This window comes from Streptomonospora alba, assembly GCF_000826685.1.
Lineage (GTDB): Bacteria > Actinomycetota > Actinomycetes > Streptosporangiales > Streptosporangiaceae > Streptomonospora > Streptomonospora alba.
Map to the genome: position 1 here is coordinate 91,833 of NZ_JROO01000038.1, position 17,679 is coordinate 109,511.

The following is a 17,679-nucleotide window of genomic DNA, read 5'->3' on the forward strand; positions in this document are numbered from 1 at the left end:
CCGCACACCTCACCGGATACCGTCCGCCTCCTGTCAGCGTCGTCGCACATCAACGGCGCAAGCCGTATCGAGGCATGCCGTCCGGACGCACCGGACGCGTACGACGCGACCAATATGACACTGTCGGGGCGTTTGGCAAAGAGTCGTGAGTACGGCGGTGATCGAATGGTGATGTGCACGTGAACGGCACGCGCGCCGCGGTCCCGTACAACCCGGTCGCCGCCCCGTCCGCGCCTCGGTAGGCTCGGACTGCGGGCGCGGTCGGCGGCCGCATCCGCTCCCGCTCGGCAGTGCCGCCCCGAGTCCGACAGAGTTCGAGAGGAAGTCAGCGCTCACCGTGTTCATCTCCGCTTTCCCCGCCGGGCCGCTCGCTGCGAACTGCTACCTGGTGGCTGCGGCCGATCGGGCGGCGGAGTGCGTGATCGTCGACCCCGGGCAGGACGCCGGCGAGCAGCTCTCCGCCCGCCTGGACGAGCATGGGCTGGAGCCCGCGGCGGTGCTGCTCACCCACGGCCACTTCGACCACGTCTGGTCGGCTGCCGACATCGCACGGGAACACGGCATCGGCGTCTACGTGCACGGCGCCGACCGGCCGCTGCTGAGCGACCCCGCCAAGGGGCTCGATCCCGCCCTGGCGGTCCAGCTGTCGGCGCTGCTGGGCGAGGCGGCTCTGGAGGAGCCCGCCGACGTGCGCGAGCTCGCCGGCGGCGAATCCCTCGAGCTGGCCGGGTTGGAGCTGACCGTGGAGCACGTGCCCGGACACACCCCCGGATCGGTGTGCTACGGCCTGGCCGGCGACGGCGGCGACCCGGTGCTGTTCACCGGCGACCTGCTCTTCGCGGGCTCCATCGGCCGCACCGACTTCCCCGGCGGCGACCACGGCGAGATCCTGCGCAGCCTGGAGCGCGTCTGCCGCGACTGGCCCGACGGCACCGACGTCCGCCCCGGCCACGGCCCGCAGACCACCGTCGGCCGCGAGCGCGCGACCAATCCCTTCCTCGCGGATATCCCGGGGCGCTGACCCGCTCCGGAACCGACGCGCGCCGCACCGAGGGCCCGACGCGGCGCGCGGGGTCAGCGGCCCCGCACACCAGGGCCGGACGACGGCGGCCGCGCCGACCACAGCCCCGCCTGCCCCACCCGACCACCGCGGCCCGAGGTACCCGCCCACGGCGGCGGGCGCAGGCGGTCCCCGGCACGGGACCGCACACGCGCGCAGGTCGGGCAAGATGAGCAGGTACGAAAGACACCGAAGGAGAACTCCGTTGATCCGCACGCATGACGCCGGCGCCCTGCGCGCCGAGCATGCTGACGCGACCGTCGTCCTGGCCGGGTGGGTCGCCCGCCGCCGCGACCACGGCGGCGTCGTCTTCCTCGACCTTCGCGAAGCCTCGGGTGTCGTCCAGGTCGTCGTCCGAGAGGACGATCTGGCCCACGACCTGCGCGCCGAATACTGCATCAAGGTGACCGGCACGGTCCGCGTTCGGCCCGAGGGCAACGAGAACCCCGAGATCCCCACCGGCGGCGTCGAGGTCGTCGCCGACGAGATCGAGGTCCTCAGCGAGTCGGCCCCGCTGCCGTTCCCGCTCGACGGCTCCCAGGACGTCGCGGAGGAGACGCGCCTGCGCTACCGCTACCTCGACATGCGCCGGCCGGAGACGGCCTCGGCGCTGCGGGTGCGGTCCCAGGCGGGCTACGTCGTGCACGACGTGATGCGCGACCACGGATTCCTCAACGTGGAGACGCCCTACCTCACCCGGTCCACGCCCGAGGGCGCGCGCGACTTCCTGGTCCCGGTACGCCTGCAGCCCGGCCACTGGTACGCGCTGCCGCAGTCGCCCCAGCTGTTCAAGCAACTCCTGATGGTCGGAGGGCTGGAGCGCTATTACCAGATCGCCCGGTGCTTCCGGGACGAGGACTTCCGGGCCGACCGGCAGCCCGAGTTCACACAGATCGACCTGGAGATGAGCTTCGTCGACCAGGACGACGTCATCGCCGTGGCCGAGGACCTCGTGGCGCGCCTGTGGCGGGACGTCCTGGGATACGAGATCTCCACGCCGCTGCCGCGCATGCCGTTCTTCGAGGCGATGGCCCGCTTCGGTTCCGACAAGCCCGACCTGCGCTTCGGCCAGGAGTTGACGGAGCTGACCGGGTTCTTCGCCGACACCCCGTTCCGGGTGTTCCAAGCGCCCTACGTCGGCGCGGTGGTCATGCCCGGGGGAGCCTCGCAGACCCGCAAGGAGCTGGACTCCTGGCAGGACTGGGCCAAGTCGCGCGGCGCCAAGGGCCTCGCCTACGTACTCGTCCAAGAGGACGGGTCGCTGGGCGGGCCGGTCGCCAAGAACATCTCCGAGGCCGAACGCGCGGGACTCGCCGAGGCGGCCGGCGCGCGCCCCGGTGACGCCGTGTTCTTCGCCGCCGGTCCGCGGCGGGCGTCGCAGGAGCTTCTCGGCGCCGCCCGCTTGGAGATCGGCACCCGGCTGGACCTCATCGACACGACGAAGTGGTCGTTGCTGTGGGTCGTGGACGCGCCCATGTTCGAAGAGGACGGATCCGGCGGCTGGACCCCTGCGCACCATCCCTTCACAGCACCCAAGCCCGAGTGGGCCGACTCCTTCGAGCAGGACCCGGCCAACGCCCTGGCCTACGCCTACGACATGGTCTGCAACGGCAGTGAGATCGGCGGCGGATCGGTCCGTATCCACCGCGGTGAGATGCAGCAGCGTGTCTTCGACACCATCGGCATCACCAAGGAGGCCGCGGAGTCGAAGTTCGGGTTCCTGCTGGACGCCTTCCAGTACGGGCCTCCGCCGCACGGGGGCATCGCCTTCGGCTGGGACCGGATCATCGCGCACCTGACCGCCTCGGAGTCCATTCGCGACGTGATCGCGTTCCCCAAGACCGCCTCCGGAGGCGACCCGCTCACCGGCGCCCCCACCGAGATCACCCCCGACCAGCGCACCGAGGCGGGCATCGACTACGTGCCCGAGGCCGACGAGGGCTGATCCCGCGCGGTCGGAGCCCGGCACGCGGTGCGGTGGACGCCGAGCACGTCGTTCGCCGCACCGGCGGGGGTCCGCGTCGAGGAGGCCGGCACGGACGAGCCCGGTGGCAGGACGGACGTCGGGAACGCGCTCGCCGGCGCATGCGGTTGCGGCTACTTCTTCGCTGCGCCGCAGCGTTGGCAGCAGATGTCTTCGCTGTCGGGATTGCTGTAGGAGCAGAGGCGGCAAGTCCAGGTGCGGAGGATGAGCGCGTCCCTGAGGGCGGAGCCCGTGACGATCATTGGTTCACGCATGACTGAATTTTAGGCCGGACTTTTTCCGCGGGCCCGCGGCTCCGAGCGGCGGCGGATGTGTGGCTCAGGCTCTACGCGGACTTTGCGCAGATATGCGGTGGTGGTCACGCGTGTGTAACGATTCCGCGATTGCCGTGTGGTGGGGCCGCGCGTTTCGGGGTTTTTCCTGTTATTCAGGATGCTTTTCGTGTTCTTGTGTGTCGAATGGTGTGCCGGAACCCAAGAGGGTGAAAGAGCCCCGGCAGGGGTCTGGGTCAGGCATCCTCCACCTGCACGGACGGGCGGTGATCTGGCTAGACTGAGCCGAATCGGATGTCCCCGGGAGGAGCGCGCGATTGCGCGAAAAGGACGTCTGTAACGATATAGGGATGATCTATTCGTGAACGGTGCAACCGGCTCTACTGAGGGCTTCGCCGGTGCCTCGGCGGCGTCCGGAGGCGAACAGGGCCACCGGGCCGGCACCGCCTTCGGCGCGGCCCCCGTGGCCATGGTCGTGGCCGACGGCGCGGCCTGTGTCACCCTGGCCAACCGCGCGTTCACCGAGTACACGGGGCGGTCGCAGGAAGACGTGGTCGGCCGTTACTGGCCCGAGGTGCTCGCCGACGCCGACGCGGACTCGGCCTGGGAGCTGCACCGGGCCGCCCTCGGCGGCGCGCCGGTGCACCACCGCGCCCTCGTCACCGCGGAGTACGGCGGTGCACCGCACCGCGTCGTCGCCGAGGCCCAAGCCCTGCCCGGCACCGGCGCCGAGAGCGAACCCGCCGGCGTCGTCGTGGTGTTCCGCGAACCGCTGCGCGAGGAGGAGACCCTCCGCGTCATCAGCGAGTTGCGCACCGAGAACGCCGACACCGCGCTGTGGACCCTGGACCTGCGCACCGGACGGCTGCACGAACTGTTCGGCCCCTCGCCTCTGGGCCGGCTGCTGGCAGGAGGCGCCCGCGGGCTCGACGACGTCCTCGCCCGCGTCCACCGCGACGACATCGCCCGCGTCCGCGACGCCATCGAGGCCTCCCAGCAGGGCCGCGACTACGAGCAGCGCTTCCGCATGTTCGACCACTTCGGCGACGAGCGGTCGCTGCACGCCCGCGCGCGCTACGTCGGCGGCGACCACCCCCGGCTCGTGGGGATAATCGACGACGTCACCGAGCACGTCCAGCTCATCCGCCGCCTGGCCGACCGCCGCCGCATCGAGGCCGCTCAGGGCCGCCAGGTCACCGACCTCGCCGCCAAGCTCGTCTCCGCGACCACCGTCGAAGAGGTCACCGGCCTGCTCACCGAGGAGTTCGCGCCCATCTTCGGCGGCGTCGGCGCCTCCGTCATGCTCGTCGAGGAGGGCAGCCTGCGCTCCTCGCCCGCCCCGCCGGAGGAGTCCCCGGGCCCCATGGGCCTGCTCGACGACGATGCCGCCTCCGACGTCGCCCACCCCATCGGCGCGGTCATCCAGGACCGCCAGCCCCGCTTCTTCGAGAGCCGCGCCGAGATCGTCGAGCGCTTCCCCGGAGTCTCGGAGTTCCTGCACCGCACCACCGCCCAATCCTGGGCGACCATCCCCATCTTCGGCGATCGCCGGGTAACGCTGGGCGTCTGGCAGGTCGCCTGGGGCGAGCCGCACCACGCCACCCCCGACGAGCGCGCGCTCATGCTCACCCTCGCCGGGCTGGCGGGACAGGCGCTGCAGCGGGTGCGCCGCCAGCAGGAGGAGCTGCAGCTCGCCGACGCCATCCAGCGCCGCATGCTGCCTCCCCAGATCGCCAGGTTCGCCGAGCTGAGCATCGCCGTGCGCTACCTGCCCTCCCGCGCCGGCTGGCGGGTCTGCGGCGACTTCTACGACGTCATCCGCCTGCCCGGGCGCCGCGTCGGCCTCGTCGTGGGCGACGTCCAGGGCCACGGGGTCGAGGCCGCGGCGGCGATGGGCCAGATCCGCGTGGCCTTCCGCGCATACGCCAGCAACCAGGTCGACCCCGGCGCGGTGGTGGCCGAGACCAACCGCCTGCTCACCGAGACCGGCGAGATCGTCTTCGCCACCTGCGGCTACCTCGTGGTCGACCTCGACAGCGGCGAGATGCAGGCCGCCTGGGCCGGGCAGCCGCCCGCCGTCATCGCCACCCCCGACTCCTACGACCTGTGGGAGCCCGAAACCGGGCCGCCGGTAGGGGTCGACGGCGACAGCAAGTACCCGGTGACCACGCGCCGGCTGCGCGTCGGCGACACGCTGCTGATGTGCTCCGACGGACTCGTGGAGAGCGCGCAGATGCCCATGGACGAAGGACTGCGCACCGTCGGAGAGGACCTGCGCGGACTGGCGACCCACGTCGAGGCGGCCGCCTCCTCGCTCATCGGCCTCACCCCGGCCGGACGCGGCGACGACATCGCCCTACTCATCGTCCGCATGAACGGATCCGACTGAGCGCCGCCCCCGCGCTCTCTGTGCGGCACCCCGACACGCTCGCTTAGGCTGGATGCGTGTCCGAAACACTGTTCGACGACGCCGGCGCCGAAGCCCAGCGCGGCCAGGAACCGCTTGCCGTGCGCATGCGCCCGCGCACCCTCGACGAGGTCGTGGGCCAGCAGCACCTGCTGGGCGAGGGCAGCCCGCTGCGCCGCCTGGTCGAGGACGACGCGCCCATGTCGCTGTTCCTGTGGGGCCCGCCCGGCACCGGCAAGACCACCCTGGCCACCGTGGTCAGCCGCGTCACCCGGCGCCGCTTCGTGGAGCTGTCGGCGGTCAGCGCCGGAGTCAAGGACGTCCGCGCGGTCATCGAGGACGCCCGCCGCCAGATGGGCATGCGCGGCACCCGCACGCTGCTGTTCGTCGACGAGGTCCACCGCTTCAGCAAGACCCAGCAGGACGCCCTGCTGCCCGCCGTGGAGAACCGCTGGGTCAGCTTCATCGGCGCCACCACCGAGAACCCCTTCTTCTCCGTGATCAGTCCGCTGCTGTCGCGCTCACTGCTGCTGACGCTGGACAGCCTCACCGACGACGACATCCGCGGCGTCGTCGACGCCGGACTGCGCGACGAACGCGGCCTCGGCGGCCGCCACACCCTCGCCGAGGACGCCGCCGAGCAGCTGATCCGCCTCGCCGGCGGCGACGCCCGCCGCTCTCTGACCTACCTGGAGGCCGCCGCCCTGGTGGCCGGCGAGCGCACCGAGATCACCGTCGCCGACGTCGAGCGCGCCGTGGACCGCCAGGCGGTGAGCTACGACCGCACCGGCGATCAGCACTACGACGTCATCAGCGCCTTCGTCAAGAGCATGCGCGGCAGCGACCCCGACGCCGCGCTGCACTACCTGGCCCGGATGATCGAAGCGGGGGAGGACCCCCGCTTCATCGCCCGCCGCATCGTCGTACACGCCAGTGAGGACGTGGGCATGGCCGACCCCACCGCGCTGCAGGCCGCGGTCGCCGCGGCCCAGGCGGTGGAGTTCATCGGCCTGCCCGAGGCGCGCATCAACCTCGCTCAGGCCGTCGTGCACATCGCCCTGGCGCCCAAGTCCAATGCCGTGATCTCGGCCATCGACGCCGCGATGTCCGACGTGCGCCAGGGCCGCGCCGGACCGGTGCCCTCCCACCTGCGTGACGCCCACTACAAGGGCGCCCGCGAGCTCGGGCACGGCTCGGGCTACGCCTACGCCCACGACCACCCCGGCGGGGTGGTCGCCCAGCAGTACGCTCCGGACGCCCTGGTGGGCCGCGAGTACTACGTCCCCACCACCCACGGCACCGAGCGCCGCTTCGGCGAGGTCCTGCAGCGCATCAAGGGCGTGCTGCGCGGAGAGTCCGGCGGAAGCCAGGACGCGCCGCCCGCCGACCGCTGAGAGCACATCGCCGACCGCCACCCGAGGAGTGGGAAGCCTCTCCGTGCCACGCTCGCCCCAGGGGGTGGGAGGTCCTTCCGCGCCACGGCCGCCCCCCGGGGCCGCAGCCTTCCGGGGTGATGGCCTGGGCGGTTCCCGGGGGCCTTCGAGCGACCGTGCCGAGGCGGCTGACTAGTCCGGCGGCGTCGGATAGACCTCGACGATGCGGGAGATCTCACGCGGCCCGTCGCCGCCCTCCTCCGCGAACTCCACCTCCGCGATCACCGGCTGCCCCCACGCGAGGTAGTCGATGAACTCCCGGCCGTTCATCGGGAACGTGCCGCGGTCGTCCTCGACGTAGCCCGGGCCCGGTACGCAGAACCGGGCGCAGAGCACCTCGGTGTCCTCGGTGATGACCGCCTCCTGGACGGCGTCCTCTCCCACCGGCTGCCACTGCTCGCTCCAGGCGTCGGGCGCGAGGGTGGCCGCGGGGGTCTCCGGCGCCGACGGGCGGCGCTCCACCCGTGTGTACACCCACGGCCCCTCGGCCGGGTTCTCCTGATCGGCCGGGTCGAACCGCACGATCGGCGGCCCCTGCCGGGCATCGGACGAGGCCGAGGGCGACGGCGCGGGCGGGGGAGCCGCCTGCTCGGTGCCGCCCCCGTTCAGCGCCGCATAGGCGGCGTAGCCTCCGCCGCCGATCAGCGCAAGCGCCACCACCGACCCGCCGGCGACCAGCACGGCCCGCCCGGCTCCGCGGCGCCGGTTCGTGCCCAGCCGCACGAGCCGCGGCAACCGGTCCGGCTCCACGATGCCCCGCCACTCGCGCGAGAGCACCTGTGTGACGGCGGTGCCCTGCACCTGCGGGGCGTCCGAGCCGCTGATGGCCTCCCAGGCCGCGATCGTGGCGCCCAGCACCTCGCGCACCGTGGGCCGGTCGCGGGGGTCCTCGGAGAGCGCGCGGCGCACGATCGGGCGCATCTCGCCCGGCACTCCCTGCAGCCACGGGGTCACCGAGGCCGGAGCGCCCTCGTCGTCGATCGGCGGCCGGCCGCTGGCGGCGAACACCGCGATCGCCGCCCACGAGAAGACGTCGGCCGCAGCCGAGGGCTCGCCGCCCTCCAGCCGCTCCGGTGCCGTCCACGGTGTCGCGGTGCGGCGCAGCAGCTCTCCGTCGCCCGGCAGGGCGCAGTCCAGCAGACGCGGGCCGCGGCTGCTCAGCAGCACGTTGTCGGGCGTGAGGTCTCCGTGCGGCACATCGTGGCTGTGCAGGGCCGACAGGGCTTCGCCCAGCGTCGCCACGAGCGCGATGAGCCGGCCCCGCCCCAGCGGCCCGTGCTCGCGCACGAAGCCGTCCAGCGGCAGGCCCGCGACGTAGGGCATGGCCAGCCACGGGTGCTCGGCCGCGGCGTCGAAGGCCGTCGGCGGCACGTAGCAGCGCCCGTCCACTCCGGCCAGCGCTTCGAGCCGGGCCCGCAGGCGCTCGCGGTTCTCCGGCTCCTCGACCGGCCACGGGTGCACCACCTTGACCACGACGAGCTCTGCGCTCGCGTCGGCCGGATCGACCGCGGCGAAGACGGTGCCGGTCCCGCCGGCGCCGAGGCGGCCGATGAGCACATAGGGCCCGACCGACCCCGGGTCTCCGGGGGCCAGCGGGGCGAGGTGCGGCGGTACCAGAACAGAGATCTCGCGCTCGGCGGGGCGGCTCATGGGCATCCTGTCTGCACGGGGGGTTGTGCCAACTGCGCCAGCAGATCGCATGGCGAAAATTCGATGCCATGATTCTGCGACATCTCAGGATTTTCGTCGACGTCGGATCGGCGGACACCGGCCGCGAAGTGCCGGGCGCCACACACCGGCCTCACACGGGCGTATCGTTTCCGGACACGGTAGGGTCGGCCGTATTCGGATCTCCGCATTCCGTCGGCCCCGTCCCGACCGGTGGTGCCGATGAGGCCTCTTCCACCGTGGACGGATCGGGCGAGCCCCCTGAATGCCGCCGATGGAGATGCCGCCACCTCGATTCGCCAACGGAGCCCGCATGCTGACCGCAGGAGACGTAGCAGCGCTCATCGCGGCGGTGGTCTGGACGGTGCTGGTCGCGTTCATGTGCGTGGCCCTCGTCAAGCTCACCAGGCTGCTGTCGGAGACCACGAAGGTCGTCGCGGAGTTCGGCGAGCGCACCCGGCCCATGCTCGACGACGTCGCGACCACGGTCGAGCGCACCGGAGCCTCCCTCGACCGGGTCGAGGAGATCACCGCCAACGTCGCGACAGCGACCGAGGACGTCTCGACCGTCACCGCGCTGACGCGTTCGGCGGTGGCGGGTCCGCTGGTCAAGGCGGCGTCGTTCTCCTACGGCGTGCGCAAGGTGCTCGGCCAGCGCCGTGCTCTGGCCCTGGTGCGCAACCGCCGCAGGAAGGAGCGCCGATGATCCGCCGACTGGCTTATCTTGTCGCAGGTGCCGCGCTCGGCGGGTATGTTGTTCACAAGCTCAACCGCACGGCCCGTGCGTGGAGCCCGGCGGGAATCGCCGGCCGCGTCGAGGACCAGGTCGCCGATTACCGCGCCGTCCTCCGCGAGTTCAACGAGGACATCCACGACGCGATGCGGCAGCGCGAGGCCGAACTGCAGGGCCGCTACGACGGCGGCGGCGAGCGCCCCGCCCTGCCCGTCCACACTCCGGGCCGAGTCACCCGACCCCGCGGCGCTATCGACGCCCCCGACATGAAGGACGGCCGCTGATGGAGACGGCAGAGATCGCCAGCCGCTTCCTCTCATTCTTCGAGAAGAACGGACACACCGTGGCGCCGTCGGCCAGCCTGGTCGCCGACGACCCCACCCTGCTGTTCGTCGCGGCCGGCATGGTGCCGTTCAAACCGTACTTCCTGGGCGAGCGCACAGCCCCCTACGACCGTGCCGCCAGCGTGCAGAAGTGCATCCGCACCATCGACATCGAGGAGGTCGGCAAGACCTCGCGGCACGCGACGTTCTTCCAGATGCTCGGCAACTTCTCCTTCGGCGACTACTTCAAGGAGAGGGCCATCCCGCTGGCGTGGGAGCTGCTGACCTCCCCGGTCGCCCAGGGCGGCTACGGCGTCGACCCCGAGCGGCTGTGGGTGACCGTCTACCTCGACGACGACGAGGCCGAGACCATCTGGCGCGAGAAGGTCGGGGTCCCCGCCGAGCGCATCCAGCGCTTCGGCGTCGAGGAGAACTACTGGTCCATGGGGGTCCCCGGCCCCTGCGGCCCCTGCTCCGAGATCTTCTACGACCGCGGCCCCGAGTACGGCGCCGAGGGCGGCCCGGCCGCCGACGAGGACCGCTACGTCGAGGTGTGGAACCTCGTCTTCATGCAGTACGAGCGGGGCGAAGGCGGCGCCAAGAAGGACTTCCCGATCCTCGGCGACCTGCCCCGCAAGAACATCGACACCGGCATGGGCCTGGAGCGCCTGGCGACCCTGCTGCAAGGCGTCGACAACATCTACGAGACCGACACCCTCGGGCGCATCCTGCGCGACGCCTCCGAGCGCACCGGCGTGGCCTACGGCGACGACGAGCGCTCCGACGTCATGCTGCGGGTGGTCGCCGACCACGTGCGCAGCGCGACCATGCTCGTCTCCGACGGCGTCCGGCCCGGCAACGAGAAGGCCGGCTACGTGCTGCGCCGCGTCCTGCGCCGGTCCATCCGCAATCTGCGGTTGCTTTCCGGGACCGACGCCTCCTACCTGCACGGGCTCACCGAGACCACCATCGGGGCCATGCAGGGCATCTACCCCGAACTGCGCCACGACGCCGACCGCATCCACGAGGTCATCGAGACCGAGGAGAAGAACTTCTCCGACACCCTGCGCTCGGGCACCGCGCTGTTCGGCCGCGCCGCCGAGCGCACCCGCAGCACCGGGGCCGACCGGATCTCCGGCGCCGACGCGTTCCAGCTGCACGACACCTACGGCTTCCCCATCGACCTCACGCTGGAGATGGCCGCCGAGCAGGGCCTAGGCGTCGACGAGGACACCTTCCGCACGCTCATGGCCGAGCAGCGCGAGACCGCCAAGCGCGACGCCAAGGCCAAGAAGCTCGGCAACGCCGACGTCAGCGTCTACGGCCGGCTGCTGGAGAGCGCCGGCTCCACCGACTTCCTCGGCTACACCGACCACGGGACCGAGTCGCGCGTGCTGGGCCTGGTCGTCGGAGGGGAGTCGGTCGGCGCCGCCTCAGCGGGCGACCAGGTCGAACTGGTGCTGGACCGCACCCCCTTCTACGCCGAAAGCGGTGGCCAGCTCGCCGACAAGGGCACCGTCTCCGCCCCCGGCCGCGGCACCGTCGACGTCGAGGACGTGCAGAAGCCGGTCCCCGGCCTGTTCGTGCACCGCGGCACCGTGCGCGAGGGCACCATCGCCCTGGACGACCGGATCGAAGCCGTCATCGACTCCGACCGCCGCGCCTCGGTCTCCCGCTCGCACTCGGCCACCCACCTCATCCACTCCGCGCTGCGCAACGCGCTGGGCCCCTCCACCGGACAGGCCGGCTCGGAGAACCAGCCCGGTCGGCTGCGCTTCGACTTCACCGCGAGCAACCCCCTGGCCACCTCGGAACTCTCCGAGATCGAGGACGAGGTCAACACCGTCCTCTCCGGCGACATCCAGGTGCGCGACTTCACCACGTCCATGGACGAGGCGCTGTCGATGGGCGCGTTGGCGATGTTCGGCGAGAAGTACGGGGACCGGGTCCGCGTCGTCGAGATGAGCGACTACTCGCGCGAGCTGTGCGGCGGCACCCATGTCGCCGCCACCGGCCAGCTCGGCGTCGTCAAGCTGCTGGGGGAGTCCTCGGTCGGCTCGGGCGTGCGCCGCGTCGAGGCTGCCGTGGGCATCGACGCCTTCCGGCGGCTCTCGCGCGAGTCACTGCTGGTCGGCCAGCTCTCCGAACAGCTCAAGACCCCGCGCGAGGAGCTTCCCGAGCGCATCGACTCCCTCGTGTCGCGGCTTCGCGGCGCCGAGAAGGAGATCGAGAGGATGCGCGCCGCCCAGGTGCTGCAAGCCGCCGGGGAGGTGGCTCAGAACGCCCGCCGGCACGGGTCGGCGCTGCTGGCCACCCACCGGGCACCTGACGGCACCACCGCCGACGACCTGCGTCGGCTGGCCGCCGACGTGCGCCAGCGCCTGGGCGACGACGACCCCGTCGTGGTCGCCGTCGCAGCGGTGCCCGAGGACCGCCCCGTCGTCGTCGTGGCGGTCAACAAGCAGGGCCAGGCCGGCGGACTCAAGGCCGGAGACCTGGTCGGCCTGGCGGCCCGCGCCCTCGGCGGCGGAGGCGGCGGCAAGCCCGACTTGGCTCAGGGGGGCGGGACCGACGCCTCGGCCGTCGACAGCGCACTGAGCGCCGTCGAGCAGCGCGTCGCCCAGACCTCCTGACCCGCCCCCACGGGCAGAAAGGACACCTCGAGTTGACCAGCGAACCCCCCGGCGTGCTGTCGCGCGTACTGCCTTGCCTCCGTACGGGGGAGTCCGATTCTTGAGGCGCGGCGTTCGAATCGCGGTGGATCCCGGTAGCACCAGGATCGGGATCGCGCTGAGCGATCCCAGCGGCATGCTCGCCACGCCCGTGGAGACCGTCCGCCGCGGTGACGGCGATCTCGACCGGATCGCCGAACTCGTACTCGAACACGAGGCCCGCGAGATCGTCGTCGGCTACCCCGCTTCGCTCTCGGGCGAGGCGGGGCCCGCGGCGCGCCGGGCGCGGTCCTTCGCCGAGACGCTGGCGCGCAGGCTGGCGCCCGTGCCGGTGCGTCTGGTCGACGAACGGATGACCACGATCACCGCTGAGGAGCAGCTGCGCTCCGGTGCCTCCTACGGTCGGCGCGGCGCCCGCGGCGGCAAGGCACGGCGCTCGGTCGTCGACCAGGCCGCTGCCGTCGTGCTCCTGCAGAGCGCCCTGGACGCCGAGCGCCAGAGCGGTCGCCCGCCCGGCGAGACCGTCGGGAGCGGCGCATGAGCGACCGCAATCCCTACGACGGCGGGGACAACGGGCGGCGTGGGCGGCGCCGCGCTTCCGACCCCGACCCCCTCGACGACGGTGGCGGCGCCCGCCCCCGCCGCTCCTCCGGCGCGAACCACTACACCGACCCCTACGCCGACCCGAGAACGGATCCGTGGCGCGCGGCGCAGGACGGACGGAGCGGCGACCCGCTGACCGACCCCTGGCGCCGAGCCGAGGCCCCGGGCTCCTACGACTCCGGCGGCGAGCAGGGGCCTCCCCCCTGGGACGGCGGCCCGGCCGCCCGGCCCCGCGGGCGCCGGCACCGCGGCTCGGACGCAGCCGAGCCCGGTCCGGCCACCGGGCCGCAGCCCCAGGCGTCCTCCGAGTCCTCCGGTCAGCGCGCCCACCGCCGTAGGGCCCGCTCCGAGGAGGACGCCGAGGACCATCTGGCCTGGAGCCGGAGCGATCCCGCCGACGGGGACGACGACTTCCGGCCCGTGCAGCCGCGAGCGCTGGACTTCGACGCCGTACCGGTGCGGCGCAAGCGCTCGCGCGGTGAGGACACCGGGGACGAGCCGCGCGGCGGCAGGCGCAGGCGCTCCGGCGATACCGGCGCGTTTCCCACCGTCCCCGAACAGGGCCCCGCGCTCGGCGGGGCCGACGACAGGCGCCGCGGACCCGAGTCGGGCGGCTTCGCGGCGGCGGACGTCCCCGAGACCGAGCCGCACAGCGGGGAGGAGCCCCGCGGGGGCCGCAGGCGCCGTCGTGGAGACGCCGCCGACACCGGCGCGTTCGGCGCGGTGCCGCCCCGCACGCCCGAAGACGAGCAGGAGCCCGCGCCGCGGCGTCGGCGCTCGCGGCGCCAAGAGCACGACCGCTCCGACGACGTCGAGGACACGGGGGAGCGCTACGGCCCGCCTGCCGCGGAGCCGTGGGAGCAGGCGGAACCCGAGGGCGCCCCCCGGCGCCGCTCCCGCCCGGCCCCGGCCGACACGGGGCGTGGTCGGCGGCGGAACCGGCGCGCCCCCGCCGCGGAGCCGGAGAGCGACGCCCCCGGGTACGCCTTCCACAACGAGGACGGCACCGAGGACGACGACAGCGGACCGGCCGAGGAACGCTCTCGCCGGCGCGGAGACCCCGGCGGCCGCGGACGGGGCCGCCAAGCGCGGCCCGCGAAGAAGCGCACGCGCCGCAGAAGGCTCCCGATCGTGCTGATCTGCCTGGCGCTGGTCGCCCTACTGACCGGGGGCGGCTACCTCGGCCGCATCTACGTGTTCCCGCCCGACTACGACGGCCAGGGCAGCGGCAACGTCGAGGTCATCGTCGCCGAGGGCTCCAGCGGCAGCGCCGTCGCCCAGAAGCTGGCCGACAAGGGAGTCGTCGCCAGCCCTCGGGCGTTCCTCAACGCGCTCTATGCCGATGGCGGCAGCCTCGCCCCCGGTACGTACCGGATGCACGAGCGGATGAGCGGCGAGGCAGCCGTGGCCATGCTCATGGACCCCTCCGCCCGCGTTCAGGCGCACATCACCTTCAAGGAGGGCCTGCGCTCCGAGGAGATGCTCACGCTGCTCTCCGAAAAGACCGGCATCCCCATGAAGAACCTGCGCGCCGCCCTGGAAGACGGCGAGAAGCTGGGGCTGCCCGACTACGCCGAGCAGGGCGCCGAGGGGTACCTCTTCCCGGACACCTACGACATGCCGCCCGACGCGGGCGCGGTCGCGCTGCTCAAGCGCATGGTCGACCGGTACCACGAGGTGGCCGAGGACGTGTCGCTGCAGAAGCGGGCCGAGGAGCTCAACCTGACACCCAACGAGGCCATGGCGGTGGCGGCCGTGGTCCAGGCGGAGTCCGGGTCGGCCGAGGACATGCCCAAGGTCGCCCGCGTCGTCTACAACCGGCTGCAAGCGGGCATGGAGTTGGGAATGGACAGCACCTGCTTCTACGTGCTCGACGAGTACGGGATCGCTCTGACCAGCGCCCAGGTCGAAAGGTGCAAGGAAAGCGGCAGCGAGTACGCCACCTACGGCCGCAAGGGCCTGCCCGCCGGGCCCATCGTCAGCCCCGGCCGCGACGCCATCGAGGCCTCGCTGGATCCGGCCGAGGGCGACTGGCGGTTCTTCGTGGCCACGGACCCGGAGAACGGGGTCACGAAGTTCGCCGAGACCTACGACGAGTTCGTGCAGCTCAAACAGGAGTTCGAGCGGAACCGGGGGGACGCGTGATGCGGGCGGCGGTGCTGGGGTCGCCAGTGGGCCACTCGCTGTCCCCGGTGCTGCACACCGCCGCCTACTCCGCGCTCGGACTGGCGGGGGAGTGGTCCTACGGGCGCTTCGAGTGCGCCGAAGAAGGACTGGCCGGCTTCGTCAAGGGCTGCGACGACGGCTGGGCGGGGCTGAGCCTGACCATGCCGCTCAAGCGCGAGGCGCTGCGGCTCGCGGACGAGGCCGAGCCCGTCGCCCGCGAGGTCGGCGGCGCCAACACCCTCGTCTTCGGCGGCGGGCGGCGCCGGGCGTTCAACACCGACGTCCACGGCATCGCCGCCGCACTGCGTGAGGCCGGGGTGCAGCGCGTCTCCTCGGCGACGGTGCTGGGCGGCGGTGCCACAGCGGCCTCCGCTGTGGCCGCGCTGCGCGGGCTGGGTGCCGTCCAGGACGGCGGGATCGCCGTCCTGGCACGCGAGCCCGCGCGCGCAGCGGGGGTGGTGGCCGCGGCCGAGCGCATGGGGATGCGTGTCACGACCGCGCCGCTGGCTCGGATCGGCGGCTTCCTCGACGCCGACGTGGTGATCTCGACACTGCCCGGCGGCGCCGCGGACGCCTACGCCGACGCGGTCGCCGACTGCGGTGCGGCCGTGTTCGACGCGGTTTACACCCCGTGGCCGACCGCGTTGGCGGCGGCTTCCCATGCGGCCGGGCGCACCGTCGTCAGCGGCTTCGTGATGCTGCTGCATCAGGCGGCGCGCCAGGTGGAGCTGATGACCGGCCTCCGACCTGCACCGGTGGAGGCGATGCGCGCCGCCGGCCTCGCTGAGCTGGACCGCCGCGCCGCGTGACGCGCGGCGCGGCCCTCCCCCTGGGCGGATGGGGTGTGGTGTGGCGCGGAGCGTCTCCGTTTGGGTGGTGGGGGGTGACGGACGGGGTGTGGTGTGGCGCGGAGCGTCTCCGTTTGGGTGGTGGGGGGTGACGGGAGGGAATAGCCCCCCACGCCCCGATGTTGGATTATTCAGACTGCAGGTGTCACCCGGCGCTTGATGGCGGAACGCAGACCGACTGCTGGTAGTATGGTGGCCTGACCTGATCCGGTGCATCACGCATCGGACACGCGTAAGCGGAGGCGGATCCTCCCACCCGCCGGGGTAATCCCCGTCCGGGTTCCGGTCGGCGGCGCACACGGTGCGCTGTTCGGCGCCACCGGTTTCGGTGGCGGCGCGTCGCAGGGGCGGAATGACCGCCTCGTCGCAAGCGGCGCGTCTCGGTGGATCACCCCGCTTGCACACCGCCGGCGGGGTTTTCGCTTTTCGGTTCCGTTCAGGGCCCGGGTGACCCCCCACAAGATTTTCGACAATGCTAGGGAGGGGTCCCATCAGCGCTGAGCAGCCCCGCATCAATGACCGCATCAGGGTGGCCGAGGTTCGACTCGTCGGTCCCAACGGCGAACAGGTCGGTATCGTGCCTGTGCAGGACGCGCTGCGTCTCGCCGAAGAGGCCCAGCTCGACCTCGTCGAGGTCGCGCCCACGGCACGCCCGCCGGTCGCGAAGCTGATGGACTACGGCAAGTACAAGTACGAGTCCGCGGTCAAGGCGCGCGAGTCGCGCAAGAACCAGTCGAACACGATCATCAAGGAGATCAAGCTCCGCCCGAAGATCGACCCGCACGACTACGAGACCAAGAAGGGTCACGTCGTGCGGTTCCTCAAAGGCGGGGACAAGGTCAAGGTGACGATCATGTTCCGCGGCCGCGAGCAGTCCCGGCCCGAGCTGGGGCGCCGGCTGCTGGGGCGGTTGGCCGAGGACGTCTCGGACCTCGGGGCGGTCGAGTCGCAGCCCAAGCAGGACGGCCGCAATATGGTCATGGTGCTCGGACCGCACAAGCGTCGCTCCGAGAACAAGGCCGAGGCTCGCGGCAGCGGCGGGAAGTCGCGGCGCGAGCAGCCTCAGCAGGAGCAGGCCGGCCAGGGGACCTGAGCGCCGGCGGATCAGGCCGGGCGCGCAGCGCCCTAGGACGTTGATGCAGCGCGGTGTACCGCCGCCCGCCCCACGGGGGAGGCGGAGGTGCGCCGCAGTATGCCGATGTGCTGTGCGCAGACCAGTCGTGCCGCCGGGAGGACCGGCGGCACTGGATTGAGAACTGAGTAGGAGACGACGGCGACTATGCCGAAGAACAAATCCCACAGTGGAGCCAGCAAGCGCTTCCGTGTGACCGGCTCGGGCAAGGTCATGCGCCGCCGTGCGAACAAGAACCACCTGCTGGAGCACAAGTCGAGCAAGCGCACCCGCCGTCTCAGCGGCGAGGTCGAGCTCGCCCGCCCCGATGCCAAGAACATGAAGAAGCTGCTCGGCTAGAGGCTGAGTTCCATTCCGTCCGATCCGTCCGGCCGGATC

General features: G+C 72.3%; 13 protein-coding genes. 12 read left to right on the forward strand and 1 reads right to left on the reverse strand.

Translation table 11 applies throughout. The features are described 5' to 3' along the window. Positions 1 to 337 precede the first annotated feature (337 nt). From LP52_RS19395 to LP52_RS19415, 4 genes are all read left to right on the forward strand, one after another. Positions 338 to 1,021 carry an MBL fold metallo-hydrolase gene (locus LP52_RS19395; RefSeq protein ID WP_040275621.1) on the forward strand — a complete coding sequence of 228 codons (684 nt, stop codon included), beginning with the start codon at positions 338 to 340 and terminating at the stop codon, positions 1,019 to 1,021. A 244-nt stretch (positions 1,022 to 1,265) separates the two neighbouring features. Further along, positions 1,266 to 3,005 (forward strand): aspartate--tRNA ligase, encoded by a 1,740-nt coding sequence (gene aspS, locus LP52_RS19400; RefSeq protein WP_040275622.1) that lies wholly within the window; start codon positions 1,266 to 1,268, stop codon positions 3,003 to 3,005. Between the two features lie 672 nt (positions 3,006 to 3,677). Further along, positions 3,678 to 5,705: a SpoIIE family protein phosphatase gene (locus tag LP52_RS19410; RefSeq protein WP_040275626.1), complete on the forward strand. Its 2,028-nt coding sequence runs from the start codon at positions 3,678 to 3,680 to the stop codon at positions 5,703 to 5,705. Positions 5,706 to 5,761: 56 nt separating this feature from the next. Beyond that, a complete protein-coding gene (locus LP52_RS19415) occupies positions 5,762 to 7,117 on the forward strand; it encodes a replication-associated recombination protein A (RefSeq protein WP_040275627.1) in 1,356 nt (451 codons plus the stop codon). A gap of 171 nt (positions 7,118 to 7,288) precedes the next feature. On the opposite strand, the gene LP52_RS19420 is transcribed toward LP52_RS19415, so the two are convergent. Then, on the reverse strand, positions 7,289 to 8,806 hold the full coding sequence (locus tag LP52_RS19420; RefSeq protein ID WP_040275629.1) for a serine/threonine-protein kinase: 1,518 nt from the start codon (positions 8,804 to 8,806) through the stop codon (positions 7,289 to 7,291). A 331-nt stretch (positions 8,807 to 9,137) separates the two neighbouring features. On the opposite strand from LP52_RS19420, the gene LP52_RS19425 reads away from it, so the two are divergent. From LP52_RS19425 to rpmI, 8 genes are all read left to right on the forward strand, one after another. Continuing rightward, positions 9,138 to 9,530 (forward strand): DUF948 domain-containing protein, encoded by a 393-nt coding sequence (locus LP52_RS19425; RefSeq protein WP_040275630.1) that lies wholly within the window; start codon positions 9,138 to 9,140, stop codon positions 9,528 to 9,530. Next, positions 9,527 to 9,841 carry a hypothetical protein gene (locus LP52_RS28495; protein ID WP_040275632.1) on the forward strand — a complete coding sequence of 105 codons (315 nt, stop codon included), beginning with the start codon at positions 9,527 to 9,529 and terminating at the stop codon, positions 9,839 to 9,841. Before LP52_RS19425 ends, LP52_RS28495 begins: the two co-directional genes overlap by 4 nt. Continuing rightward, entirely contained in the window at positions 9,841 to 12,513 is a 2,673-nt protein-coding gene (gene alaS, locus LP52_RS19435; protein WP_040275634.1) for an alanine--tRNA ligase, read from the forward strand. Before LP52_RS28495 ends, alaS begins: the two co-directional genes overlap by 1 nt. 100 nt (positions 12,514 to 12,613) lie before the next feature. Further along, positions 12,614 to 13,093: a Holliday junction resolvase RuvX gene (gene ruvX, locus LP52_RS19440; protein ID WP_040275636.1), complete on the forward strand. Its 480-nt coding sequence runs from the start codon at positions 12,614 to 12,616 to the stop codon at positions 13,091 to 13,093. Then, positions 13,090 to 15,300 carry an endolytic transglycosylase MltG gene (mltG, locus tag LP52_RS19445; RefSeq protein WP_040275638.1) on the forward strand — a complete coding sequence of 737 codons (2,211 nt, stop codon included), beginning with the start codon at positions 13,090 to 13,092 and terminating at the stop codon, positions 15,298 to 15,300. The genes ruvX and mltG overlap by 4 nt, the downstream gene beginning before the upstream one ends. Beyond that, positions 15,300 to 16,130 (forward strand): shikimate dehydrogenase, encoded by an 831-nt coding sequence (locus tag LP52_RS19450; RefSeq protein WP_040275639.1) that lies wholly within the window; start codon positions 15,300 to 15,302, stop codon positions 16,128 to 16,130. Before mltG ends, LP52_RS19450 begins: the two co-directional genes overlap by 1 nt. A 568-nt stretch (positions 16,131 to 16,698) precedes the next feature. Next, complete coding sequence (infC, locus tag LP52_RS19455) at positions 16,699 to 17,262, forward strand: translation initiation factor IF-3 (RefSeq protein WP_040275640.1); 564 nt, start codon at positions 16,699 to 16,701, stop codon at positions 17,260 to 17,262. A gap of 186 nt (positions 17,263 to 17,448) precedes the next feature. Continuing rightward, positions 17,449 to 17,640: a 50S ribosomal protein L35 gene (gene rpmI / locus LP52_RS19460; protein WP_040275641.1), complete on the forward strand. Its 192-nt coding sequence runs from the start codon at positions 17,449 to 17,451 to the stop codon at positions 17,638 to 17,640. The last annotated feature ends 39 nt before the right edge of the window (positions 17,641 to 17,679 follow it).

Bases quoted from the DNA above. Each gene is read 5' to 3' on its own strand.
- LP52_RS19420 (WP_040275629.1), bottom strand. From the start codon at position 8,806: ATGAGCCGCCCCGCCGAGCGCGAGATCTCTGTTCTGGTACCGCCGCAC.
- LP52_RS19425 (WP_040275630.1), top strand. From the start codon at position 9,138: ATGCTGACCGCAGGAGACGTAGCAGCGCTCATCGCGGCGGTGGTCTGG.
- LP52_RS28495 (WP_040275632.1), top strand. From the start codon at position 9,527: ATGATCCGCCGACTGGCTTATCTTGTCGCAGGTGCCGCGCTCGGCGGG.
- alaS (WP_040275634.1), top strand. From the start codon at position 9,841: ATGGAGACGGCAGAGATCGCCAGCCGCTTCCTCTCATTCTTCGAGAAG.
- mltG (WP_040275638.1), top strand. From the start codon at position 13,090: ATGAGCGACCGCAATCCCTACGACGGCGGGGACAACGGGCGGCGTGGG.
- LP52_RS19450 (WP_040275639.1), top strand. From the start codon at position 15,300: ATGCGGGCGGCGGTGCTGGGGTCGCCAGTGGGCCACTCGCTGTCCCCG.
- rpmI (WP_040275641.1), top strand. From the start codon at position 17,449: ATGCCGAAGAACAAATCCCACAGTGGAGCCAGCAAGCGCTTCCGTGTG.